The organism is Variovorax paradoxus EPS, assembly GCF_000184745.1.
GTDB classification, from domain to species: Bacteria; Pseudomonadota; Gammaproteobacteria; order Burkholderiales; family Burkholderiaceae_C; genus Variovorax; species Variovorax paradoxus_C.
Map to the genome: position 1 here is coordinate 990,259 of NC_014931.1, position 21,821 is coordinate 1,012,079.

At 68.5% G+C, this 21,821-nt stretch carries 22 protein-coding genes; 10 read left to right on the top strand and 12 right to left on the bottom strand.

Going from position 1 to position 21,821, the window contains the following annotated elements; all coding sequences use genetic code 11:
• Positions 1 to 8 precede the first annotated feature (8 nt).
• Positions 9 to 2,144, bottom strand: coding sequence for a 3-hydroxyacyl-CoA dehydrogenase NAD-binding domain-containing protein (locus tag VARPA_RS04390; protein ID WP_013539343.1), 2,136 nt, complete (start codon positions 2,142 to 2,144; stop codon positions 9 to 11).
• A gap of 157 nt (positions 2,145 to 2,301) precedes the next feature.
• Here VARPA_RS04390 and VARPA_RS04395 point away from each other — a divergent pair, with 157 nt between their 5' ends.
• Entirely contained in the window at positions 2,302 to 3,222 is a 921-nt protein-coding gene (locus VARPA_RS04395; protein ID WP_013539344.1) for a LysR family transcriptional regulator, read from the top strand.
• Here VARPA_RS04395 and VARPA_RS04400 read toward each other — a convergent pair.
• The 3 genes from VARPA_RS04400 to VARPA_RS04410 are packed head-to-tail and all read right to left on the bottom strand — an operon-like array spanning position 3,207 to position 4,430.
• Positions 3,207 to 3,446 (bottom strand): hypothetical protein, encoded by a 240-nt coding sequence (locus tag VARPA_RS04400; RefSeq protein WP_013539345.1) that lies wholly within the window; start codon positions 3,444 to 3,446, stop codon positions 3,207 to 3,209. The genes VARPA_RS04395 and VARPA_RS04400 overlap by 16 nt on opposite strands.
• A gap of 52 nt (positions 3,447 to 3,498) precedes the next feature.
• The gene (locus tag VARPA_RS04405) at positions 3,499 to 4,053 is read right to left on the bottom strand and encodes a YbhB/YbcL family Raf kinase inhibitor-like protein (RefSeq protein ID WP_013539346.1); all 555 of its coding nucleotides are present in this window, start codon (positions 4,051 to 4,053) and stop codon (positions 3,499 to 3,501) included.
• A gap of 26 nt (positions 4,054 to 4,079) precedes the next feature.
• Positions 4,080 to 4,430, bottom strand: coding sequence for a Rieske (2Fe-2S) protein (locus VARPA_RS04410; protein ID WP_013539347.1), 351 nt, complete (start codon positions 4,428 to 4,430; stop codon positions 4,080 to 4,082).
• A gap of 122 nt (positions 4,431 to 4,552) precedes the next feature.
• Here VARPA_RS04410 and VARPA_RS04415 point away from each other — a divergent pair, with 122 nt between their 5' ends.
• Genes VARPA_RS04415 through VARPA_RS04425 form a run of 3 tightly spaced genes read left to right on the top strand, consistent with a single transcriptional unit; the run spans position 4,553 to position 7,790 of the window.
• Positions 4,553 to 5,812, top strand: a complete 1,260-nt coding sequence (locus tag VARPA_RS04415; protein WP_013539348.1) for a putative DNA modification/repair radical SAM protein — start codon at positions 4,553 to 4,555, stop codon at positions 5,810 to 5,812.
• An 11-nt stretch (positions 5,813 to 5,823) separates the two neighbouring features.
• Positions 5,824 to 7,269, top strand: a complete 1,446-nt coding sequence (locus VARPA_RS04420; protein WP_013539349.1) for a UdgX family uracil-DNA binding protein — start codon at positions 5,824 to 5,826, stop codon at positions 7,267 to 7,269.
• A complete protein-coding gene (locus VARPA_RS04425) occupies positions 7,266 to 7,790 on the top strand; it encodes an ureidoglycolate lyase (protein ID WP_013539350.1) in 525 nt (174 codons plus the stop codon). Before VARPA_RS04420 ends, VARPA_RS04425 begins: the two co-directional genes overlap by 4 nt.
• Here the strand turns inward: VARPA_RS04425 and VARPA_RS04430 are convergent, their stop codons facing one another.
• The 7 genes from VARPA_RS04430 to VARPA_RS04460 all read right to left on the bottom strand — a co-directional run bounded on the left by VARPA_RS04430 (position 7,791) and on the right by VARPA_RS04460 (position 15,256).
• Complete coding sequence (locus tag VARPA_RS04430) at positions 7,791 to 8,171, bottom strand: cupin domain-containing protein (protein ID WP_013539351.1); 381 nt, start codon at positions 8,169 to 8,171, stop codon at positions 7,791 to 7,793.
• A 77-nt stretch (positions 8,172 to 8,248) separates the two neighbouring features.
• Positions 8,249 to 9,427 carry an amidase gene (locus VARPA_RS04435; protein WP_013539352.1) on the bottom strand — a complete coding sequence of 393 codons (1,179 nt, stop codon included), beginning with the start codon at positions 9,425 to 9,427 and terminating at the stop codon, positions 8,249 to 8,251.
• Between the two features lie 28 nt (positions 9,428 to 9,455).
• Positions 9,456 to 10,445 (bottom strand): ABC transporter ATP-binding protein, encoded by a 990-nt coding sequence (locus tag VARPA_RS04440; RefSeq protein WP_013539353.1) that lies wholly within the window; start codon positions 10,443 to 10,445, stop codon positions 9,456 to 9,458.
• 71 nt (positions 10,446 to 10,516) lie between these two features.
• Positions 10,517 to 11,566 carry an ABC transporter ATP-binding protein gene (locus VARPA_RS04445; RefSeq protein ID WP_013539354.1) on the bottom strand — a complete coding sequence of 350 codons (1,050 nt, stop codon included), beginning with the start codon at positions 11,564 to 11,566 and terminating at the stop codon, positions 10,517 to 10,519.
• A 4-nt stretch (positions 11,567 to 11,570) separates the two neighbouring features.
• Positions 11,571 to 12,473 (bottom strand): ABC transporter permease, encoded by a 903-nt coding sequence (locus VARPA_RS04450; protein WP_013539355.1) that lies wholly within the window; start codon positions 12,471 to 12,473, stop codon positions 11,571 to 11,573.
• 20 nt (positions 12,474 to 12,493) lie between these two features.
• Complete coding sequence (locus VARPA_RS04455) at positions 12,494 to 13,447, bottom strand: ABC transporter permease (RefSeq protein WP_013539356.1); 954 nt, start codon at positions 13,445 to 13,447, stop codon at positions 12,494 to 12,496.
• Positions 13,448 to 13,594: 147 nt separating this feature from the next.
• Complete coding sequence (locus tag VARPA_RS04460) at positions 13,595 to 15,256, bottom strand: ABC transporter substrate-binding protein (RefSeq protein ID WP_013539357.1); 1,662 nt, start codon at positions 15,254 to 15,256, stop codon at positions 13,595 to 13,597.
• A gap of 236 nt (positions 15,257 to 15,492) precedes the next feature.
• Between VARPA_RS04460 and VARPA_RS04465 the strand changes: the two genes are divergently transcribed.
• The 6 genes from VARPA_RS04465 to htpX all read left to right on the top strand — a co-directional run bounded on the left by VARPA_RS04465 (position 15,493) and on the right by htpX (position 20,730).
• Entirely contained in the window at positions 15,493 to 16,209 is a 717-nt protein-coding gene (locus VARPA_RS04465) for a peptidoglycan-binding protein (RefSeq protein ID WP_013539358.1), read from the top strand.
• A gap of 51 nt (positions 16,210 to 16,260) precedes the next feature.
• Positions 16,261 to 17,292: a dihydroorotase gene (gene pyrC / locus VARPA_RS04470; RefSeq protein WP_013539359.1), complete on the top strand. Its 1,032-nt coding sequence runs from the start codon at positions 16,261 to 16,263 to the stop codon at positions 17,290 to 17,292.
• A complete protein-coding gene (locus tag VARPA_RS04475; protein WP_013539360.1) occupies positions 17,292 to 18,113 on the top strand; it encodes an NYN domain-containing protein in 822 nt (273 codons plus the stop codon). The genes pyrC and VARPA_RS04475 overlap by 1 nt, the downstream gene beginning before the upstream one ends.
• Before the next feature lie 50 nt (positions 18,114 to 18,163).
• Complete coding sequence (locus VARPA_RS04480; protein WP_041942769.1) at positions 18,164 to 18,976, top strand: NYN domain-containing protein; 813 nt, start codon at positions 18,164 to 18,166, stop codon at positions 18,974 to 18,976.
• Between the two features lie 4 nt (positions 18,977 to 18,980).
• Positions 18,981 to 19,706: a DUF3025 domain-containing protein gene (locus VARPA_RS04485; RefSeq protein ID WP_013539362.1), complete on the top strand. Its 726-nt coding sequence runs from the start codon at positions 18,981 to 18,983 to the stop codon at positions 19,704 to 19,706.
• 151 nt (positions 19,707 to 19,857) lie between these two features.
• Positions 19,858 to 20,730, top strand: a complete 873-nt coding sequence (gene htpX / locus VARPA_RS04490) for a protease HtpX (RefSeq protein ID WP_013539363.1) — start codon at positions 19,858 to 19,860, stop codon at positions 20,728 to 20,730.
• A gap of 94 nt (positions 20,731 to 20,824) precedes the next feature.
• Here htpX and VARPA_RS04495 read toward each other — a convergent pair whose 3' ends face one another.
• Positions 20,825 to 21,778: a ProQ/FinO family protein gene (locus VARPA_RS04495; protein WP_013539364.1), complete on the bottom strand. Its 954-nt coding sequence runs from the start codon at positions 21,776 to 21,778 to the stop codon at positions 20,825 to 20,827.
• Positions 21,779 to 21,821: the final 43 nt, after the last annotated feature.

Consider the following 21,821-nt stretch of genomic DNA (forward strand, 5'->3'; position numbering starts at 1 on the left):
CTTGTTGGTTATTCGGGTTGATTGAGGCTCGAGAAGTCGGCACCGCGTTCGACCAGCTCCACCAGCAGCGGCGACGGCTTCCAGAAGATCGGGTCTTCCTTGGCGAACTCGCGGATGTCGGCCAGCACCTTCGGCAGGCCCACGGTGTCGGCGTACTTCATCGGGCCGCCACGGTGGCGCGGAAAGCCGTAGCCGTAGAGGAAGGTCACGTCCACGTCGAGCGGGCGCAGCGCGATGCGCTGGAGCACGACATTCGCGCCTTCGTTGACCATCGCGGCCATGTAGCGGCGGATGATTTCTTCATTGGTGAAGCTGCGCCGCACGATGCCCGCGCGCTCGCGCTCGGCGTCGATGATGGCGAGCACCGCCGGGTCGGGCGAACCGGTGCGCGCGCCTTCGGGGTAGAGGTAATAGCCGCGCTGCGTCTTCTGGCCGAACCAGCCGCGCTCGCAGATGCGGTCGGCAATCTGCACGTAGCGCGCCTGTGGGTCGCGCGTGGCGGCCTTGCGCTTGCGCGTGGCCCAGCCGATGTCGCCGCCCGCGAGGTCCGACACCTGGAACGGGCCCATCGGGTAGCCGAACTCGCGCACCGCTTCGTCGATCTGGTAGGGCGAGGCGCCGTCTTCCATCATGTGGTCGGCGGCCTGGCGGTACACCGCGAGGATGCGGTTGCCGATGAAGCCGTCGCACACGCCGGCCCGCACCGGCACCTTCTTCAATTTCTTCGCGAGCTCGAAGCCGGTGGCGACCACGTCGGCGCTCACCTTGGCGGGCACCACGATTTCCAGCAGCTTCATGATGTTGGCCGGCGAGAAGAAGTGCAGGCCCACCACGTCCTGCGGGCGCTTGATGCTCGCGGCGATCTCGTCGATGTCCAGGTACGAGGTGTTGGTGGCGAGCACGGCGCCGGGCTTGCACACGCGGTCGAGCTCGGCGAACACGGCCTTCTTCACGCCCATTTCTTCGAACACGGCTTCGACGACGATGTCGACGTTGGCCAGCGCGTCATACGACGTGGAACCGCTGAAGCGCGCCATCACCGCGGCCTTGGCTTCGGGCGTCATGCGACCCTTGGCGATGAGGCCGTCGTACACCTTCTCGACATGCTGGCGGCCGCGTGCGAGGCTGGGCTCGTCGCGCTCGATCATGGTCACGGGCAGGCCCGCATCGAGCATCGCGACCGCGATGCCCGCGCCCATGGTGCCGCCGCCCACGATGCCGGCCGATTCGAGCTTCCGCGGGTTGGCGGACTTGGTCTCGGGCGCCTTGAGCACTTCGCGCTCGGCGAAGAAGGCGTGGATGAGGCCCGCGCGCTGCGGGCTGTCGATGCACTGCATGAAGAGCTTGCGCTCCAGCGCCATGCCTTCGTCGAAAGGCAGCGTGAGCGCGCCCTCGACGGCTTCGACGATCTTCATCGGCGAGAAGAGGCCGCGGCTCTTCTTGGCTGTGTCGGTGCGTGCGGCTTCTAGGGCGGCGCGGCTGGCTTCCTTGTCGGCGAGGCCGGCGGCTTCGCGCGTGCGGCGCACCGGGGCCTTGGCGGCGACGAGTTCCTCAGCGTAGGCGAGGCCTTCGGCGCGCGCGTCGGCTTCGGTGCCCAGGCGGTCGACGAGGCCGAGCGACAGCGCTTCCTTCGCGCCCGCATGGCGGCCGCTGAGCATCAGTTCGAGCGCGGGCTTCACGCCGATGAGGCGCGGCGCGCGCTGGGTGCCGCCCGAGCCGGGCAGAAGTCCGAGCGCCACTTCGGGCAGTCCCAGCTTGGCCGTGGGCGAGGCGATGCGGTAGTGCGCCGAGAGCGCCACTTCGAGACCGCCGCCGAGCGCGGCGCCGTGGATGGCGGCGACGACCGGCTTCGTGCAGTTCTCGATCGCAAGGCACGCCTCGGGCAGCGACGGTGCCTGCGGCGGCTTGCCGAATTCGCGGATGTCCGCGCCCGCGATGAAGTTGCGGCCGGCGCCGACGATCAGCACCGCCCTGGCAGCGCTGTCCGCCTCGGCCGCGGCGATGGCGGCCACGAGGCCGCGGCGCACATCCACGCCCAGGGCGTTGACGGGCGGGTTGTCGATGGTCACCACGAACACGTCGCCAAGACGTTCGAAGGTGACGGGACCGGAGGACGTGGAGGGGCTCGGAGTGGTGGTGGCCATGTGCTTGTCTCTTGCGTTGGCGGGCCCTCGACGCGGATGCATTCGCGAGGGGCCCGAGGCTCTGGGGGTGAACCCCGCATTCTTGGCCCGCATTGCGGCTTTGACAATTGCATAGACGGTTGACAGACTGTCAAAGGATTTTTGACACAATCGTTAAATGGACCTTCAATCGCTCACCCTGCTGGTGGAAATCCTTGACGCCGGCAACCTGAGCGCCGCGGCGCGCCGGCTCAAGATGAGCCGCGCCAACGTCAGCTACCACCTGAACCAACTGGAGCGCTCGGTCGGCGCGCAGCTCGTGCGGCGCACCACCCGGCGCGCCGAGCCGACCGAAATCGGCCTCAGGCTCTACCAGCATGGGGTGGCCATCCAGACCGAGCTGCTGGCCGCGCGCGAATCGGTCACCACGCTGGGCGAAGGCCTGCAGGGCCGCGTGCGGCTGAGCGTGCCCAGCGGCTATGGGCAACTGGTCATGGCCGACTGGCTGATCGACTTCAAGCGCCAGTACCCCGGCATCGTGCTGGACGTGGTGTTCGAGAACCGCATCGAGGACTTGCTGCGCGACGAGGTCGACATCGCGGTGCGCGTGATTCCCGAACCGCCGCAGAACCTGGTGGCGCGCGACCTCGGGCCGGTGCGCTACGTGGCGTGCGCCTCACGCGACTACGCGGAAAAACATCCGCTGCCCGTGCAACTGGACGAATTGCAGGGCGCGCCGGTGGTCACCGCCGCGGTCATCGGCCGGCAGCTTCGCGTATCGGCTTATCAGGGAGAAACGCGGCGCGAGGTGATCCTGGAGCCGACGCTGATTTCAGAGAATTTTCTGTTCCTGCGCCAGGCGATCCTGGCCGGCCTGGGTATCGGCCTCGTGCCCGACTACGTGGTGCAGGAAGACGTGCGCAAGGGCGAGGTGCTGACCACGCTGGACGACTGGCGCCTCAGCATCTTCGGCACGCAGATGTTCATGCTCTACATGCCGAACCGGCAGCACACGCGCGCGATCCGCACTTTCATCGACTTCATCCTGGAGCGGGCACGGGCGGCCGGCGCGCCGCCGGGCGATCAGTCGCAGCGGTAGATCACTTCCCCGGCGGGGACCTGCGCGGCCGGGATTTCCGAGCCTGCAGCGCTCAGGAAGCGCATCGGCGCACCGAAATTGCGGCAGTAGTTTTCCGCGTCCTGCGCGCTGGGCGACTTGAGCACGCCGTCGTTGAGAAAGGTGACGCGGGGCGCGGGACGCGACACGCATCCTGCGGCCAGGGCGGTGGCGACGAGAGCAAAAAGGGCGGTGAAGCGGCGCATCGTGAACGCGCATCGCTGCGCGCAGTGGTGGAAAGAAAAGAAGTGCGCGACTTTAGCGGCTGTAGAGCCCCACCACGCTCTGCCCGCCCAGCGCGTGCCCCTTGAGCGCCGCGAGCAGCGCATCGCGCGTGAGCCCGGCCGGCAACGCGCCTGGCGCGAGGTCGGATGCGACCACCGTCAGCACGTAGTGGTGCGGATGGTCCCCGACCGGCGGGCACATGCCGCGGTAGGCCGTCGCGCCCGCCACGTTCGTGCCCACGGTGAAGCCGCCCGTCTCGTTCGCCTTGAGCTGGCCGCGCTCGGCCGGGATGTTGTAGGCCACCCAGTGCGAGACGCCCAGGCCCATCGCGCCGTCCGGATCGGACAGCAGCACCGCGACCGACTTCGCCTTGGCGGGCAACTGCGTCCAGGCCACGGGCATCGAGACGTTCTTGCCGCCGCAGTCGCCGACACCGGCGTGCTCGGCGGGAATGGTGCCGTTGTCGGCGAAGGCGGTGGAGGTGACCTTCATGCCGGTGGGCGCCTTGCCGCCGGTGGCGGGTGCCACGGCGCTGCAACCCGAGAGAAGCGCCGCAAGTGAAATGGCGGAGATGGAGAGGGTGTGCATGTGTTTTCCAGGGTAGTTGTTGTCGATCAATCGGTGAGCCACACGTGGCCCTCTTCGTCTTCGCGCAGCGCCACGGGCGTGAGCCGCGCGCCGCGGCAGGGGCCGCCGACGCACTTGCCGGTGTCCGGCTCGAAGATCGCGCCGTGCCGCGCGCACATCAAAAAGCGGCCCGAGCTTTCGAGGATCTGGCCCTCGAAGTCGAGCGGGCCGCCCGCGTGCGGACATTGGTTGAGGTAGCCGTGCACGCCGCCGTGCCACCGGACCGCGAAGGCGGGTGTGCCGTCGGGCGCAGTGAACGTGGCAGCCAGGCCGCCGTCGGCGAGCTTCGAGGAAATCAGGCGCGGGGCCGCGGCGTCGCGTGGGGGAGAAAGCGTCATCGGCGCCGAGCGTAGCCGAGGCCCTCGCGCCGGGCAATGCAACGCGGCCAGCTTGCGCCTTCTTCCGACATGGGTTCTCGAAAACTGTATATTCATACAGTATTTTCCAGCTCAGCAAAACCGTGGATATCCAGCGCAAACTCGCCATCCTTGCGGACGCCGCCAAGTACGACGCCTCGTGCGCGTCCAGCGGCTCGCAGCCGCGCGACTCGCTCGGCGGCCGCGGCATCGGTTCGACCGAGGGCGCCGGCATCTGCCACAGCTACGCGCCCGACGGCCGCTGCATCTCGCTCCTGAAGGTGCTGCTTACCAACCACTGCCAGTACGACTGCCTCTATTGCGTCAACCGCGCGTCGAGCAATGTGCCGCGCGCGCGTTTCCGCGTCGAGGAAGTGGTGCAGCTCACGCTCGACTTCTACCGCCGCAACTGCATCGAAGGCCTGTTTCTCTCCAGCGGGATCATCAAGTCGCCCGACCACACGATGGAGCAGGTGGTCGAGGTGGCGCGCCAGCTGCGCGAAGACCACGACTTTCGCGGCTACATCCACCTGAAGACCATTCCCGACGCCAGCGACGAACTCATCGCCCGCGCCGGTCGTTATGCCGACCGGCTCAGCATCAATGTCGAGATGCCCACCACCGAAGGCCTGCAGGCGCTCGCGCCCGAGAAGGACGAGAGCGCGATCCGCCGTTCGATGGCGCGGCTGCGGCTGCGCATCGACGACACGCGCGAGGAGGCGCGCCGCGTGGTGCCGATCCGCGCGCTTCCCGGTGCGGCGCCCACCGCCGCGAAGCCGCCGCCCTTCGCGCCCGCGGGCCAGAGCACGCAGATGATCGTGGGCGCCGACGCCACCGACGACCGCCACATCCTCGCCGCGAGCGCCACGCTCTACGGCGCCTACAAGTTGAAGCGCGTCTATTACTCGGCCTTCAGCCCCATCCCCGATGCGGCGCGCGCGCTGCCGCTGGTCGCGCCGCCGCTCATGCGCGAGCACCGGCTCTACCAGGCCGACTGGCTCATGCGCTTCTACGGCTTCGAGCACCAGGAAATCGTGGCCGCGCCCGATGGCCTGCTGCGGCTCGACGTCGATCCCAAGATGGCCTGGGCGCTCGCGCATGCCGAGCGTTTTCCGGTCGACCTGAACCACGCGCCGCGCGAGATGCTGCTGCGCGTGCCGGGCCTGGGCGTGAAGGCGGTCGAGCGGCTGCTGCAGGCGCGGCGCGTGCGCCGGGTGCGCGCGGACGACCTGCGGCGGCTGCATGTGCCGGCGCGCAAGGTGCTGCCGTTCGTGGTGGCGGATGGGCACCGGCCCGCGGCGGGTGCGATGGCGGCGGCGGTACCGGCGCCTGCCGCGCAACCGACGCAAGCCGCATTGTTCTGAGCGGGCCTCCGATGCACGTGCGGCTCGACAACCCGATCGATCTCGACGCCTTCCGCCATCACGCGCGGCAACTGCTGGCCGGGGGCGTTCCGCCGGAGCAGGTCGAATGGAATGGGGAGCGGGTTGCCGGTCTGTTCGACGAGACGAACGACGCAGCGCCAACACCGCTCATCGCGGGCGCGCCGCATGCCGTGCCCGCCGCCTTCGTCGCGCTGTGCGGCGACGTCATCCTGCATCGCGACCCGCAGCGCTTCGCCCTGATGTACCGCCTGCTGTGGCGCCTCGCGCACGAGCCCTCGCTGCGGCACGACCCGCTCGATGCCGACATGATGCAGGCGCAGCTGATGGCCAAGGCCGTGCACCGCGACATCCACAAGATGCGCGCCTTCGTGCGCTTCACCCGTGTCATGGGCGACGACGGGCTCGAGCGCCACGTCGCCTGGTTCGAGCCCGACCACCACATCGTCGAGGCCAACGCGCCGTTCTTCGCGCGCCGCTTCGCGCAGATGCGCTGGGCCATCCTCACGCCCGAGCGTTGTGTCGAATGGAACGGCGAGGCGCTGGCTTTCCGCGACGGCGCCGACCGCCGCGAGAAGCCGCCGCCCGACGCGGGCGAGCAGCTCTGGCTCACTTACTACGAGCACATCTTCAACCCCGCGCGCCTGAAGGTCGCGATGATGCGGCGCGAGATGCCGCGCCGTTACTGGCACAACCTGCCCGAGGCCGCGCTGATCCAGCCGCTCACGGACGCGGCCGAGGCGCGCAGCCAATCGATGATCGATGCGCCACCGACGGCGGCGCGGCGCATCCGCGCGCCCATTGCGCTGCATGTGCGGCCGGCCGAGGGCGTGGCGCCTGCCGACCTGGGCGAGTTGCGCGCGGCAGCGCACGCCTGCCGCGCTTGCCCCATCGGCGCGCTCGCCACGCAGGCCGTGTGCGGCGAGGGGCCGCTGGCGCCGCAACACATGCTCGTCGGCGAACAACCCGGCGACCAGGAAGACCTCATGGGCCGCCCTTTCGTCGGCCCGGCCGGCCAGTTGCTCGACCGCGCGATGGCGCAACTGGGCTGGGCGCGCGACAGCGTGTACCTCGCCAACGCCGTCAAGCATTTCAAGTACGAGCTGCGCGGCAAGCGCCGCATCCACAAGACCGCGGCGCAGCGCGAAGCCGACGCCTGCGCGCACTGGCTCGACAGCGAGATATCGCTCGTGAGGCCTGAAGGACTGGTGGCGCTAGGCGCCACGGCGGCGCGTGCCTTGCTGGGCCGGCCGGTGGCGGTGCAGGCCGAGCGCGGGGCGTGGCTGCACGAGCGCAGCGACGGCAGACCGGTGTTCGTCACCCTGCATCCTTCCGCGCTGCTGAGGCTCGCGGACGGGGAGCGCGTCGCGGCTTATGCCCGCTGGCTGGACGACCTCGAACGCGCGCGCGGCACGGTTTCTGCTGCAATCGCGGCATGAATGCCGAATCGCCCCTTGCAGCGCCGCTCGTTGCGCAACCGCTCACATCCACGGCCTTTGCGCCCTTCGGCACGGTGATCGAGGCTCCGACCGGCGAAGGCCGCCCGATCAACGGCGGCAACGCACGGCGCTTCGACCTGCTCGGCGATCTGCAACTCGATGCCGACGGCGGCCGGCCGATGCTCGCGCTGTTCCGCGCGCAGGCGCGAAGCTTTCCGCACGAGGTCACGGAGATGGAGCGGCATGCGCTCGGCAGCCAGGCTTTCGTTCCGCTGGGCGAGCGGCGCTTCGTGATCGTGGTGGCGCGCGCGGGCGATGCGCCGGTGTCGCACCGCGATCTCGCGGCCTTCGTGACCGATGGGCATCAAGGCGTGGTGCTCGCGCCCGGCACCTGGCACCACGCACTGCTCGCGGTCGATGTGGGGGACTTCGTGGTGATCGAGCGGGCGGCGGCTGCGGTCGACTGCGATGTCTGCTGGCTGCAGGAGCCGCTGCGCGTCGTGGCTGCCGCGTCGCGCTGATCAGACAGGGCGCAGCTGGTCCGCGAGCGAGCGCGTCTTCTCGGTGACCGTGCTGCCGGTGTGCAGCGTGGTCTTGCGCTCGATGAGCATCAGGTGGCATTCCTCCTCGGCGACCGGGTTGTGCCGCACGCCCTTGGGCACGACGAACATCTCGCCCTCACCGAGCTCGACGGGGCCGGCTTCCATCTCGATGCGCAAACGGCCCTTGAGCACCATGAACAACTCGTCTTCGTTGTCATGGCTGTGCCAGGCGAGCGAGCCGTGGACCTTGGCGACCTTGATGTAGGCGTCGTCGACTTCTGCGACGACGCGCGGCGACCAGAACTCGGTGAGCGAGGCGGCGATTTCCTTGGGGGTGCTGACCTGGTGGGTGTTCGACATGAGGCTTCTGTGCAGGACGTGGGAGTGGCAGCCTACCCCAGGCCGCACGATCTCGCACGCCCTCGCACGCCCTCGCACTAACCCGCGATGCGCTCGGCCAGCGCGATCAGCGACCGGTCCGACCCCGCCGGCCCCAGCAGCGAAATGCCCAGCGGCGCGCCATCGCGCGTGGCGAGCGGCATCGAGAGCTGCGGAAACCCCGCCAGCCCCGCGATGCACAAGAGGCGGATCGCGCGGTTGCGGTAATCCTCCATCGACGCCTCGCTGTCGCTGCGCAGCGGCGCGATGTCGGGCATGGTCGGCATCAGCAGCACGCCGTCGGTGCCCAGCAGGTTGGCCAGGTGCGCGCGGAACGCGGTGCGGAAAACCCGCGCGGTCGCCACCTGCGCATCGGTCACATCGCGCGACCACGCAAAGCGCTCGGCCACGCCGGGGCCGAGCGGCGGCGCGTAGCGCTCGATCAGCGGGCCGTCGGTGAGCCAGGCTTCGCGCGACTGCAGGTAGCGGAAGTGCCAGTACATCGCGTCGAAGGATTCCATCGCGACGGTCGTGCCCTTTGCCGGGCCGAGCAGGCTTTGCACGCGATCGGCCGCGTCTTGCAGCGCTTCGGCCGCGGCAGGCACGGCGAGCGCCCAGACATCGTCGGGCCGCAGCAGTCGCACACGTTCGGGCAAGGCCTGCGCATCCGCGCCGAGCAGCACATCGGCCACACGCGCGAAGGTGCCGATGTCGCGCGCGAACCAGCCGCAGGTGTCGAAGCTGGGCGCGAGGTCGAGCGCGCCTTCCAGGCTCACGCGGCCGTGCGTCGGGCGCAGGCCGTAGAGGCCGCAGTGGTTGGCCGGCGCGCGCACCGAGCCGCCGGTGTCGGTGCCGAGCGCAAAGTCGCACAGATTCGAGGACACGGCCGAGGCCGACCCCGACGACGAGCCGCCCGTGATGCGCAGCGGCGCGCCGCCGTTGGCCGGTGCGCCGAAGTGCGCGTTGTTGCCGTTCATCGAGAACGCGAGTTCGTCGGTCACGGTCTTGCCCGCGAAGCGCGCACCGGCATCGAGCAGCTTCTGCACCGTGGGCGCGGTGCGGGTCTTGATGCCCGACATCGCCAGCACGATCGGGTTGCCGCCGCCGGTCGGATAGCCGGCCACGTCGAACAGGTCCTTGGCGGCAAAGCTCAGGTCCGACAGCGGGCCGGTGCCGGCGCGCGCCACCGGCGCATCGGGGTACGGAACGAAGGCGTGGGCAGGGTCGTGCAATGGCATGGCAATGAGAGGCGTGAAGGAGGAAGACTCAGGCGACCAGCACGGGTGCAATGGCTGCGGCCGCCTCCGTGTGGATGCAGCGTACACGGTGATTCGGTGCCAGTTCAATCACCGGCGGTTGTGCGGCGCGGCACGCATCGCTCGCGAGCGCGCAGCGCTCGGCAAAGGAGCAGCCGGGCGGCAGCGCCGAAAGATCGGGCGGCGCACCGCCGATGGTCTCCAGCCGCGTGCCACGCGCGAGCGCCCCGTGCGCGCGGCTCTTGAGTAGCGCGATGGTGTACGGATGGCGCGGCGAGCGGATCAGCTCGCGCGCCGTGCCTTCCTCGACGATGCGCCCCGCATACATCACCGCGATGCGGTCGGCCACCTCGACGGCCGCGCCGATGTCGTGCGTGACGAAGATCACCGAGAGGCCGAGGTCGCGCTGCAGCTCGCGCAGCAGCAACAGGATCTGGATCTGCACCGTGGCGTCGAGCGCCGTGGTCGGCTCGTCGGCCAGCAGCAGTTGCGGCTTGCAGGCGAGGGCGAGCGCGATCATGGCGCGCTGGCGCATGCCACCCGACATCTCGTGCGGATAGGCCTGCAGGCGCCGTTCGGGGCTCGGAATGCGCACGCGCTCGAACAGCGCCAGCGCGCGCTGCTGCGCCTCGGCCTGGCTCACGGACTCGTGGCGGCGGATCGACTCGACGATCTGCGCGCCCACCGAGTACACCGGGTCGAGCGCGAGCAGCGGCTCCTGGAAGATCATCGAGGCGACCTTGCCGCGGAAGTCCGCGAGCTCGCGCTGCGGCATCGCAAGCACGTCGCGGCCCGCCACTTCCACCTGCCCGCCCATGCGGGTGCGGCGCTCGGGGTGCAGGCGCAGCAGCGTGCGCAGGGTCACGCTCTTGCCCGAGCCCGACTCCCCGATCAGCGCGACCACCTCGCCGCGCTGCACTTCGAGGCTCACGCCGCTGACCGCGTGCACGGGCTTGCGGCCGCCGCTGAAAGTGACGCTGAGGTCGCGCAGCCGGACCATGGGGCCGGTGGCGGCGGTTTCTGCTGCTGTTGTCGCTGTTGTCGCTGTTGTCGCTGTTGTCGCTGTTGCGCTCATGCGGCCTGCCTCTGCAAGAAGGGTTGCGGCTGCGCCATCGGATGCCCGCTGCCTGGCTCGTGCACCAGGCAGCTCACCGCATGCTGCGAATCCGTCGCGATGCGCTCGGGCACGATCTGGCTGCACACGGGCGCCGCGATGGAGCAGCGCGGATGGAAGCGGCAGCCCGTCGGCGGGTTGATCGGGTTCGGCGGATCGCCCGCGAGCGCCGCCACCTCGGTGCGGTGGTCCGGGTCCATCGATGGCATCGAGGACAGCAGCGCGCGCGTGTACGGGTGCGCGGGCGTCTCGTACAGCGCATCGGCCGGACCGATCTCGGCCACTTGACCGAGGTACATCACCATCACGCGGTCGCTCACATAGCGCACCACGTTGAGGTCGTGGCTGATGAAGACGTAGGTCAGGCCGAACTCGGTCTTCAGGTCGAGCAGCAGGTTGATGACCTGCGCCTCCACCGACTTGTCGAGCGCCGACACGGCTTCGTCGAGGATCACCATGCGCGGCTGCAATGCGAGCGCCCGCGCGATGTTCACGCGCTGCCGCTGGCCCCCGGAGAGTTCATGCGGATAGCGCTCGGCAAAGCGCTGCGGCGCGAGGCCCACGCGCGCCAGCAGGTCGCGCGCCCGTGCCACCGATTCGCGCCGCGACACGCCATGCACCTGCGGCCCGAAGGCGACCGAATCCTCGATCGTGAGGCGCGGATTGAGCGAGGCGTAGCTGTCCTGGAACACCATCTGCACCTGACGGCGGAATTCCTTCAGCGGCAGGTCGCGGCCGCCGACTTCACGGCCGTCGAAGATCACCTCGCCGCGCGTCGGTTCGATGAGCTGCATCAGGAGGCGCGCGGTGGTCGACTTGCCGCAGCCCGATTCGCCGACCACGCCGAGGGTCTCGCCCTTCATCACTTCGAAGTCCACGCCATCCACGGCGCGCACCACGCCGCCGCCACGGCCCAGCGGGTCTTTCTTGAGCGGGAAGTGCTTGACCAGGCCCGAGATGGTGAGAAGCGGCTGCGCGGGGCCGCCGATGTCTTTCAGTGCTTCCATGGCTTCAGCCCTTGTTGTCCATCGCCGAACGCAGGCCGTCGGACAGGAGGTTGAAGGAAATCGAGGTGATGAAGATCATCGCCCCCGGCAGTGCGGCAACCCACGGCTGCACGTAGATCGCGGTGCGCAGCGTGTTGAGCATCAGGCCCCACTCGGGTTCGGGCGGCTTCACGCCCAGGCCGAGGAACGAGAGGCCCGAGGCCAGGATCATCGACACCGCGATGAGGCTGGTGGCGTAGACGAAGATCGGCCCGAGCACATTGCCCAGCACATGCACTCGCACGATGGTGAAGGGGCTGGCGCCCGAGGCGCGCGCCGCTTCCACGTAGTCGCGGGTGCGCACCTGTGTGGTCACGCTCTCGGCCACGCGCGCAATCTGCGGAATGAAGACGATGGTCAGCGAGATCAGCGAATTGACCACGCCCGCGCCCAGCGTGCCCGAGAGCGCGATGGCCAGCAGCACCGACGGGAACGCGTAGAACACGTCGATGGTGCGCATGATCAGCGTGTTGGCGATGCCGCCCGCGTAGCCCGCGACGATGCCGATCACCGTGCCCAGCACGAAGGCGCAAAGCACTGGCGTGATGCCGATGAAGAGCGACAGCCGCGCGCCGACGATCAGCCGCGAGAGCATGTCGCGGCCCAGCTCGTCGCTGCCGAAGGGCAGGCCCTCGGTGCCGATGGGCTTGAGCCGCTTGAGCATGGATGACTGGTACGGATCGGACGGCGCGAGCCACGGGCCGAACACCGCGATCGCGATCAGCAGCAGCACGACGATGGCGGCGCCCACGGCCACCGGATCACGACGAAAGCGCAGCCAGACGGAGGCCCAGTAGCCGCGCGAGCGTTGCGCCGGCAGCGGTTCGACGGCGGCGGCGGTGGGAGAAGAAGCGAGCACGGTGGACATGGCTTGGCGGTTCTCTTCCTTCAGGCGCGCGCGATGCGCGGATCGAGCAAGGTCTGCAGCACGTCGACCAGCAGGTTGAGCACCACGAAGAACATCGCCAGCACCAGGATCGTTCCCTGCAGCAGCGGCAGGTCGCGCTGGAAGATCGCGGAGTTCAACAGGAAGCCGGTGCCGGGCCAGGAGAACACGGTCTCGATCAGGATCGAGCCGCCGAGCAGGTAGCCCAATTGCAGGCCCATCACGGCCAGTGCCGTGGGCGCGGCGTTCTTCACCATGTGGCGGAACACGCCGAAGTGCGTGAGGCCCTTGGCGCGCAGTCCGACGATGAACTCCTGGTCGAGGATGTCAGCCACCAGCGCACGCACCGTGCGCGCGATGATGCCCATCGGGATCACCGACATCGTAAGCGCCGGCAGCAGCAGGAACTGCAGGTGCTCCCAGTTCCAGGCCCAGTCGTCCGAGCCGCTCGGGCCGGCGCCCGTGGCGGGCAGCCACATGAGCTGCGACGAGAACACGATCACCATCACCATGCCCAGCCAGTAGTGCGGCACGCTCACGCCGAGCACCGAGAACATCGAGGCGAGCCTGTCGATCCACGAGTTGCGGAAATAGCCCGCCACGAAGCCGAAGAGGCACCCCAGCACGAAGCCGATGAAGGTGGCCATCACCGCCAGCCGCAGCGTGTTGCCCACGGCGGTGAACACCTCGCCGGCCACCGCGCGATTGCTCGCGATGGACACGCCCAGGTCGCCGTGCAGCGCGCGCCAGACCCACATGCCGAACTGCTCGGGCAGCGAGCGGTTGAAGCCGTAGAGCTCGCGCAGCTGCGCCTGCAGGTCCGCGGAAGCGTCGGGCGGCAGGATCGACACCAGCGGATCGCCGGGTGCGATGTGCACGAGCAGGAAGCACACGAGGGCCACGCCGATCATGATCGGCACGGCGTAGATCACGCGGCGCAGGAGGTAGGTGAGCATCGTGGGTTCTGGCTTGCAATAGATAAGAACCGTTCGGGCTGAGCTTGTCGAAGCCTCGCGCGGCGCTTCGACCCTTCGACAGGCTCAGGACAGGCCAAGCTCAGCGTGAACGGTTTGGGTTTCATCTCCTTGAACGTATCTTGGGCATCAGTCCATCGTCATGGTCGCGATGTCGATGAACCAGCTCTTGGGCTGCACCACGTTCTTCACCTTGGCCGACATGGCGCGCGGACCCACGTCGTGCGCGATCCACACGAAGGGTGCGTCGTCCACGATGTGGGTGTGCAGCTTCGCGAGCGCGGCGTCGCGCGCCTTGTCGTCGAAGCTGGTGCGCGCATCGGCCACCAGCTTGTCGACCTCGGCGTTGCCGTAGTAGCCCCAGTTGTTCGACACCGGCGGGAAGGCCTTGGTGCTCACGAAGCGCACCATCGCGAAGAACGGGTCCATCGCCGCGAAGCTGATATTGACCGCGTTGGCGCCGTTGGCCGACGGGTCCTTCGCACCCTTGCGCCAGTTGGTGAAGAGCGTGTTCCATTCGATCACGTCGAACTGCACGTCGAAGAAGCACTGCTTGAGCGACTGCTGCGCGAACTCGTTCATCGGCAGCGGCTGCATCTGGCCCGAGCCCGAGGCCGAGATCTGCACCTTCACCTTGATCGGCTTGGCGGCCGAGTAGCCGGCCTGCGTCATGAGCGCCTGCGCAGCCTTCACGTCGTACCTGATGTCGAAGCTGGGCTTGCCGAACCACGGATGGCCCGGCGGCACCGTGCCCTTGGGCTCGGCCATCATGCCGCCCAGCAGTTGCTTCATGCCGCCGCGGTCGATGCACAGGTTGGCCGCCTGGCGCACGCGCTTGTCGAGCCACGGCGAGCCTTCTGCGAACGACAGTTGCCACGGCCACACGTGCGGCTGTGCATTCGAATAGATCTTGAAGCCGCGCTGCGTGATCTGCGCCATTGCGTCGGGCGAGGGCGCCTCGATCCAGTCGACCTGCCCGCCCAGCAGCGCGGCGGTGCGCGCGTTGGCTTCGGGCATGGGGATCATCACGACCTTGTCGATCTTCGGCACGCGCTTCGCGTCCCAGTACGTCTTGTTGGCGGCGAGCTCCAGCCGCTCGCGCGCCACGAAGCGCGTGACCTTGAACGGGCCCGAGCCGGACGGGTCGGCGGCGAAGGCGGTCCAGGCGGCCTTGGCCTTGTCGGCGGGCGTGGCGCCGGCAGCGGCGTCGAACTTCTTCTGCCAGTGCGCGGGCGAGGCCATGAACAGGTTCGACAGGTTGATCGGCAGGAACGCATCGGGCTCGCTGGTGGTGAGCTCGACCGTCATGTCGTCGATCTTGCGGGCCGACCTGAGCGTGGGCATGCGCGAGGCGGTGACGCCGACCTGGCTGGGGTCGAACTGCGGCGCATCCTTGTCGAGCACCTTCTGTACGTTCCACACCACCGCGTCGGCATTGAAGGCCGAACCGTCGTGGAACTTGACGCCGGGGCGCAGCTTGAAGACCCACTTGGTCTTGTCCTTCGCATCGACCGCCCACGCGGTGGCAACGCCGGGAATCAGCACGCTGGGCGCGTCGGCCTTGGACAGGTCCCACTGCGTGAGCGCGTCGTAGATCGGGATGCCGGTGAAGCGGTTGCCTTCGAAGCCCTGGTCGGGCTGGCCGAGGGTGCGCGGAATGTCGGCGGCGGTCATGGCGATGCGCAACGTCTTTTCCTGGGCCAGCGCGGCGGGCGATGCAAGGACCAGGACGGCGAGCGCCGCGCAGGCGGCCAGGGGTTTCAGGAACAGGGCGGGGGCAGCACGCTTCACATGGAACTCCGGTGTGGGGGATGACGGAAAGGCGAAGGAAGCCTTCAAGCACGACATGTGCCAACCGGCGCAGAGGCCCCAGACATGCGCTGGCTATTTCTGGTTGTCGCTGCCTATTGCGGCGATGCCGCCATCCCGGCTAGGCCATCCGACCGATAGACGAAGCCGCGCCCCGCTTTCGACAATGCAGCCGCCCGCTTCGAAAGCCGAAGTCGCGCGGGCGAGGGCAAGAACCGATGACAACACTGAGACAAGGCTCGCGCGGGGCCGATGTCCGCAGGCTGCAGGAGGCCCTGAACAGGACGCTGCGGCCGGGGCCCGGGCTCGTGATCGATGGCGACTACGGTCCATTCACCCGGATGGCCGTGCGCCGGCTGCAGGCTGCGAACTGGCTGGTCGAGGATGGCGAGGCCGGTCTCTGCACGCAGAACCTCGTGTTCGGCCGGGAGGTCCGCGAGCCGATCCTGCATCCCGTCGCACTGATTCCGCAGCCCGTGCCCGCCCTGTGCTGGGCGGCTGCCACGGCCATGATCACGCGCTCCACGGTGCCGGCGGTGGTCGCGCGCACGCCGGGCGAACTGGTCGCCGAGGACGGCGGGCTGCGCAGCTTCGCGGACGCCGACGAGGCGATGACGGCCGATGCGCTTTTCGCATCCGCGCACGGTTTGGTGCTGCAGCGGCCGGCGATGTCCTGGACGGTCTGTGCCATGCGCACCGCGCTGGAGAGCGGGCTGCTGATGTTCGACCTGCGCTGGGGCGCCAAGGGCCATGCGGCCGGCGGCCCGGGGCACATGGTCGTCGTGGCGGGCATCCGCGGGGACGGCGAGGAGGGCACCACGCTGCGCATCTTCGATCCCTGGCCGCCGAACAAGGGCGCGCGCTGCTCGGTCAACCATGCGAGCTGGAGCCGGCACACGGCCGCAACCATCTGCAGGGTGTTCCTGCACGCGTAGCCCGCAGCGGCGAAGGGCACGCCGGGGAGGCGGTGCGACAATCCCCGCGCCATGACAGACACCCTCACGATCACCCGCCCCGACGACTGGCATTTGCATGTGCGCGATGGCGCCGCGCTCGAAGCCGTCGTACCGCACAGCGCGCGCCAGTTCGGCCGCGCGCTGATCATGCCGAACCTGCGTCCCCCCGTGACCACCGCCGCCCAGGCCGTGGCGTATCGCGACCGCATCCTTGCCGCCGTGCCCGAAGGCACCGCCTTCGAACCGGTGATGTCGCTCTACTTGACCGACAAGCTGCCGCCCGAGGAAATCGCCCTCGCCGCCGAAGCCGGCGTGCGCGCGCTCAAGCTCTACCCGGCCGGAGCCACAACCAACAGCGATGCCGGCGTGACCGACATCCGCAAGACCTACAAGACGCTCGAGGCCATGCAGAAGCACGGCCTGCTGCTGCTGGTGCACGGCGAGGTGACCGACCCGGCCATCGACCTGTTCGACCGCGAGGCCGTCTTCGTCGACCGCGTGATGATCCCGCTGCGCCGCGACTTCCCCGAGCTCAAGGTGGTGTTCGAGCACCTGACCACCAAAGAGGGCGCCCACTACGTGCGCGATGCCGACCGCTTCACGGCCGCCACCATCACCGCGCACCACCTGCTCTACAACCGCAACGCCATCTTCACCGGCGGCATCCGCCCGCATTACTACTGCCTGCCGGTGCTCAAGCGCGAGACGCACCGCGTCGCGCTGGTCGAAGCGGCTGCCAGCGGCAGCGACCGCTTCTTCCTCGGCACCGACAGCGCGCCGCACCCCGCGCACCTGAAGGAGCACGCGCTCGGTTGCGCCGGCTGCTACACCGCGCTGACCGCGATCGAGCTGTATGCCGAAGCCTTCGACAGCGTGAACGCGCTCGACAAGCTGGAAGGCTTCGCGAGCTTCCACGGCCCCGATTTCTACGGCCTGCCGCGCCACACCGACACCGTCACGCTCAAGCGCGAGACATGGACCGTGCCGGAGACCGTGCCTTACGGCGAAGCGACGCTCAAGCCGCTGCGCGGCGGCGAAACCATCAACTGGAAGCTCATGTAATGAGCGCTGTCGGCACGCCGACAAGCGCCACGGCCAAGAACTTGGCCGTTTTTATCGACGCCGACAATCTGAACGACGCCACTGCGCTCGACCATGTTCTGCTGGCATTGCGACCGATGGCCGATCGCGTGATTTACAGGCGTGCATATGGCAGGCCGGAAAGCCTCAAGGCCATTCATGCTGTCCTCTGGAGGCATGGCGTCCGGCCGGTAGCCAACTTGATCGTCGACAAGACGACAACCGACAGTGCCTTGGTGATCGATGCCGTGGAAGCGGTATGCACCAACGACATCGATATCGTCGCGATATGTTCCGGGGACGCGGATTTTGTTCCGCTGGCCCTTTGGCTGCGAGAGAAGGGCTGCAGGGTTCTTTGCTACAGCTTGGCGAACAAGATATTTGCCAACCCCGACAGTTTTTACGACGACGTGGTGTTGCTGGATGTGGTGGAGGATGCAAGCCCCGCAGAGGCGCCACAACCTCAGTGTGTGCAAGAAAGCGCGACAGCGGCTGAAAGTCCGCCGCCCGCCCGGCCCAAGCCAGTGCCGGCGAGCAAGCCGAAGCCGGAACCTGCGAAGACAGTGGCTGCGTCTTCGGCCAAGGCCGTTGTTGTCGCAGGACCATCGATCAAAAAGATTCTTTCGATCCTTCCCGAGCTCAAAGGCAAGCAACCCGTGCATCTGAGCCAGATTGCGACCAAGTTGCGCGATGCGGGAGTTCTGGAGGCGAAGGCAAAACCGGTCACCCTGTTCCGACGTCACCCCGCACAATTTGAGCTTATGCCCGAAGGCCAACCGAATAGCGTCAGGTATCGAGGCTGAGCCCGCAGAACGGCTGTCGAGCGATGGCCGAGTATTCACTGAAAACCAATATGACTCCTACCCTTCGCGTGATGCTCCTGATCGATGCCGACAACGTCTCGGCCGACGTGATCGAGCAGGCCGTGCAGCGCACGATGGACGAATACGGCGCCGTCCACGTGCGCCGTGCGTACTGCAACGCCGAGATGGCGGTCAATCGGCAGGCGCTCTTCAAGCAGCTTTCGGTGCGGCCGATGGTGAACCTCTCGGCCGGCAAGAACAGCACCGACATCGCGCTCGCGGTCGATGCGATCGACCTCGTGATCGCCGAGCGGCCCGACGTGGTGGTGCTGGTGTCCTCGGACTCCGACTTCGCGCCGCTCGTGAGCCGGCTGCGCGAGAAGGGCTGCCGCGTCTGCGGCATCGGGCAGCAGGGCAAGACGGGCGACGAGACGGTCGGCATCTACGACACCTTCATCGATCTCGCGCACCACAGCGTGAAGCCGGCGGCGCGCACCGCTGCGGCGAAGAAGGTGACTGCGAAGGTGCCTGCCGCGAAGACCACGCGCGCGAAAAGCGCGGCGGCACCCGGGAAGAAAGCGGCGACCAAGACGGCCGCCAGGAAGACGGCGCGGGCCGCCGCACCTCCGCCCCAGCCCACGCCGCAGCCGGTCTCCGAAGCCGCCGAGTTCATCCTGGAAGCCGCGCCGGCCCTGCGAAGCGGCAAGGACGTGCCGCTCAACGACGTGGCGAAAGCCCTGCGCACCGCAGGCCTCCTCAGCAAGAGCGGCAGCTCGCTCAAGCTGTTCGACAAGCTGACGGCGGAGTTCGCGGTGATGCAGCACCCCGACCGCATCCGCTGGACGGGCGCGTCCGCGTCCTGATTCGATGCTGCCGGCGGTCGACTGGGCGCAGCCCTGGCTCGCGCCCTATCGCACCCACGGAGAGGTCGCGGCGCAGGCCGCGAGCAATGCATCGGTCGCCTCGGCGCTGCAGGCCGCCAAGCCGCCGTCGGCGCCCGACTTCGTGCATCAGGACAACCTGCCTGCCGGCCAAGCCTACGAAGCGCACATCTTCGAGACCCGCACCGTGCCGACCCGCGACAACCTGCACGACTTCTTCAACGGCTTGGTCTGGCTCGCCTTTCCGCAAACCAAGCGGCGCCTGAACGAACTGCAGGCCGCCGAGATCGCCCGCACCGGTGTCGGCGCCACGCGCGGCCCGCTGCGCGACGCGCTCACGCTGTTCGATGAGAACGGCGCGGTGCTCGATGCACCGGCCGCCTTGTGGGACGCGCTGGTGGCGCGCGACTGGCAGGCGCTTTTCGTGACGCAGCGCGCCCTGTGGTCAGAGGCGCGCCTGCTCGTATTCGGCCACGCGCTGCTCGAAAAGCTGGTCTCGCCCCGCAAGGCCGCGACGGCGCACGTGCTGCTGCCGGATGCGGCGCGTTCGAACGCCCTCGACGACGCCACACTGGCCCAGCGCCTCGGCCCGGAATGGCTCGCGCAGAAGCCCTTCGTGCCGCTTCCCGTCCTGGGCGTACCGGGATGGTGCGCCGCCAATGCGTCGGCCGAGTACTACGACGATCCGAAGGTCTTCCGGCCCCGTCCGTAGAACTTTTGCTCCTATCATTGCTCTACCCGCAGCCGCCATGCCGGGGCCGCGTCGGTATCCAAACAACAAAGAAGCGCCCGCATCACCGCATGGCTTGAAGAGGACCCGCCGGCCCTCATCTGAGCGGCAGTTCCCCCACGGAGAATTCAACTTGAAACGTATCCTTCTGTTCGTTTTGACCAACGTGATGGTCGTCGCAGTGCTCGGCATCGTCGCGAGCCTGCTCGGCGTCAACCGCTTCCTCACGGCCAACGGGCTGAACCTGACTGCGCTGCTGGGCTTCGCGCTCATCATGGGCTTCGGCGGCGCGTTCATCTCGCTGCTCATCAGCAAGCCGATGGCCAAGTGGACCGCCGGCCTGCGCATGATCGACAACCCCCAGTCGCCCGACGAGGCCTGGATCGTCGCCACCGTGCGCAAGTTCGCCGACAAGGCCGGCGTCGGCATGCCTGAGGTCGCGATCTTCGAAGGCGAGCCCAATGCCTTCGCCACCGGCGCCTTCAAGAACTCGTCCCTCGTGGCCGTGTCCACCGGCCTCCTGCAGAACATGACGCGCGAAGAAGTCGAGGCCGTCATCGGCCACGAAGTCGCTCACATCGCCAACGGCGATATGGTCACGATGACGCTGATCCAGGGTGTGATGAACACCTTCGTCGTGTTCCTCTCGCGCGTGATCGGCTACGCGGTCGACAGCTTCCTGCGCCGCGGCGACGACCGCTCCTCGGGCCCCGGCATCGGCTACTACGTGAGCACCATCGTGCTGGACATCGTGCTCGGCTTCGCCGCCGCGATGGTGGTGGCCTGGTTCTCGCGCCAGCGCGAGTTCCGCGCCGACGCCGGCGCCGCCGCGCTCATGGGCCAGAAGCAGCCGATGATGAACGCGCTCGCGCGCCTGGGCGGCCTGCCCGCCGGCGAACTGCCCAAGGCGGTGGAAGCCATGGGCATCACCGGCAGCATCGGCAAGCTGTTCGCAACGCACCCGCCGATCGAAGAGCGCATCGCCGCGCTGCAGAACGCGCGCTGACACGAACCCGGCGCTGCCGCCGGACGTAAAAAAACCGCCAGCTTTGCGTGGCGGTTTTTTTATGGGCTGTCGCGGCGCGGAGGCGCCCGATGCGTCAGTCGGCGGCGGGTTCGGCAGTGGGCTCGGCGACCGGTGCCGCCGGTTCTGCAACGGCCGCAACCGGCGCCTGCCGCTCGGCCCGCGCGCGCTCCAGCGTGCGCGCCACCTCGCCGGGCTTCATGCCGTACATGTCGGCGAACTCCTGCTCGCTGCGGCCGCTGGCCTCGAAGGCACGCAGCAGCGCTTCGCGCTTGGCGGCCTGCTGGGCGAGTTCGGCCAGCGCTTCATCGACCACCGCGTTGTTGTTCGCGTCGCGCGAGCGCACGAGCACGGCATAGGCTTCTCGATCGAGGCCAGAGGCTTCGATCGCCTTGGCGATTCGCGCCACGAGCTGCGGGCGCAGGTCTTCGCCGGGGTTGCGGTGCATGCGGCGGCGGTGCAGTTCGAGGATGGCGTGATGCACATGTTCGGGCGCGACCGGATCGAGCGCGTTGCCGTCGAGGTCATGGCGCGCGAGGCCCGCGGCCACGGCTTCCAGGTAGCGCGTGGAGCGTGCGTGCTGGCCCATCGCGATCTTCAGGTCTTCGGCCTTGAAGTCTTCGGGATGGCGCGCGATCAGTTCCTCGTACACGCCGAGCTTGAGCGGCACGAAGCGTGCGCCGAAGAGCTGCGGGTAGAGCTCGAACAAACGCTCGAGCACCGGGTTGACCTTGCGCGGCGCGCGCTGCGGTTGTTGCTGTTGTGCCTGTGCTTGCGCTTGCGGCTTCCGGCCCTGCTGCTGCCGGGGCTGCTGTCCCTGGCCTTGCGGACGCGGCTTCCTGTCGCGCGGTGGCCGCTGTTCTTGCTGCTGGCGCGGCTGCTGTTCGGCTGGCACTTGCGCGTCGGAGCTCGCAGGGGCGCCGTCGCTTGCGCCCGTCTTCAGCTGTTGCAGCTGCTCGGCCAGGTCCTGGCGCGGGCGCCGTGCGTTGCGCGCGTTCGTGTTCGGGGCGGCGGTGGATGCGTCGGTCATACGTGGGATCGGCGGTGGGCGCGATGGGATGGAAAGAGGAACA

Bases quoted from the DNA above. Each gene is read 5' to 3' on its own strand.
- VARPA_RS04390 (WP_013539343.1), bottom strand. From the start codon at position 2,144: ATGGCCACCACCACTCCGAGCCCCTCCACGTCCTCCGGTCCCGTCACC.
- VARPA_RS04395 (WP_013539344.1), top strand. From the start codon at position 2,302: ATGGACCTTCAATCGCTCACCCTGCTGGTGGAAATCCTTGACGCCGGC.
- VARPA_RS04400 (WP_013539345.1), bottom strand. From the start codon at position 3,446: ATGCGCCGCTTCACCGCCCTTTTTGCTCTCGTCGCCACCGCCCTGGCC.
- VARPA_RS04405 (WP_013539346.1), bottom strand. From the start codon at position 4,053: ATGCACACCCTCTCCATCTCCGCCATTTCACTTGCGGCGCTTCTCTCG.
- VARPA_RS04410 (WP_013539347.1), bottom strand. From the start codon at position 4,430: ATGACGCTTTCTCCCCCACGCGACGCCGCGGCCCCGCGCCTGATTTCC.
- VARPA_RS04420 (WP_013539349.1), top strand. From the start codon at position 5,824: ATGCACGTGCGGCTCGACAACCCGATCGATCTCGACGCCTTCCGCCAT.
- VARPA_RS04425 (WP_013539350.1), top strand. From the start codon at position 7,266: ATGAATGCCGAATCGCCCCTTGCAGCGCCGCTCGTTGCGCAACCGCTC.
- VARPA_RS04430 (WP_013539351.1), bottom strand. From the start codon at position 8,171: ATGTCGAACACCCACCAGGTCAGCACCCCCAAGGAAATCGCCGCCTCG.
- VARPA_RS04435 (WP_013539352.1), bottom strand. From the start codon at position 9,427: ATGCCATTGCACGACCCTGCCCACGCCTTCGTTCCGTACCCCGATGCG.
- VARPA_RS04440 (WP_013539353.1), bottom strand. From the start codon at position 10,445: ATGGTCCGGCTGCGCGACCTCAGCGTCACTTTCAGCGGCGGCCGCAAG.
- VARPA_RS04445 (WP_013539354.1), bottom strand. From the start codon at position 11,566: ATGGAAGCACTGAAAGACATCGGCGGCCCCGCGCAGCCGCTTCTCACC.
- VARPA_RS04450 (WP_013539355.1), bottom strand. From the start codon at position 12,473: ATGTCCACCGTGCTCGCTTCTTCTCCCACCGCCGCCGCCGTCGAACCG.
- VARPA_RS04455 (WP_013539356.1), bottom strand. From the start codon at position 13,447: ATGCTCACCTACCTCCTGCGCCGCGTGATCTACGCCGTGCCGATCATG.
- VARPA_RS04465 (WP_013539358.1), top strand. From the start codon at position 15,493: ATGACAACACTGAGACAAGGCTCGCGCGGGGCCGATGTCCGCAGGCTG.
- pyrC (WP_013539359.1), top strand. From the start codon at position 16,261: ATGACAGACACCCTCACGATCACCCGCCCCGACGACTGGCATTTGCAT.
- VARPA_RS04475 (WP_013539360.1), top strand. From the start codon at position 17,292: ATGAGCGCTGTCGGCACGCCGACAAGCGCCACGGCCAAGAACTTGGCC.
- VARPA_RS04480 (WP_041942769.1), top strand. From the start codon at position 18,164: ATGACTCCTACCCTTCGCGTGATGCTCCTGATCGATGCCGACAACGTC.
- VARPA_RS04485 (WP_013539362.1), top strand. From the start codon at position 18,981: ATGCTGCCGGCGGTCGACTGGGCGCAGCCCTGGCTCGCGCCCTATCGC.
- VARPA_RS04495 (WP_013539364.1), bottom strand. From the start codon at position 21,778: ATGACCGACGCATCCACCGCCGCCCCGAACACGAACGCGCGCAACGCA.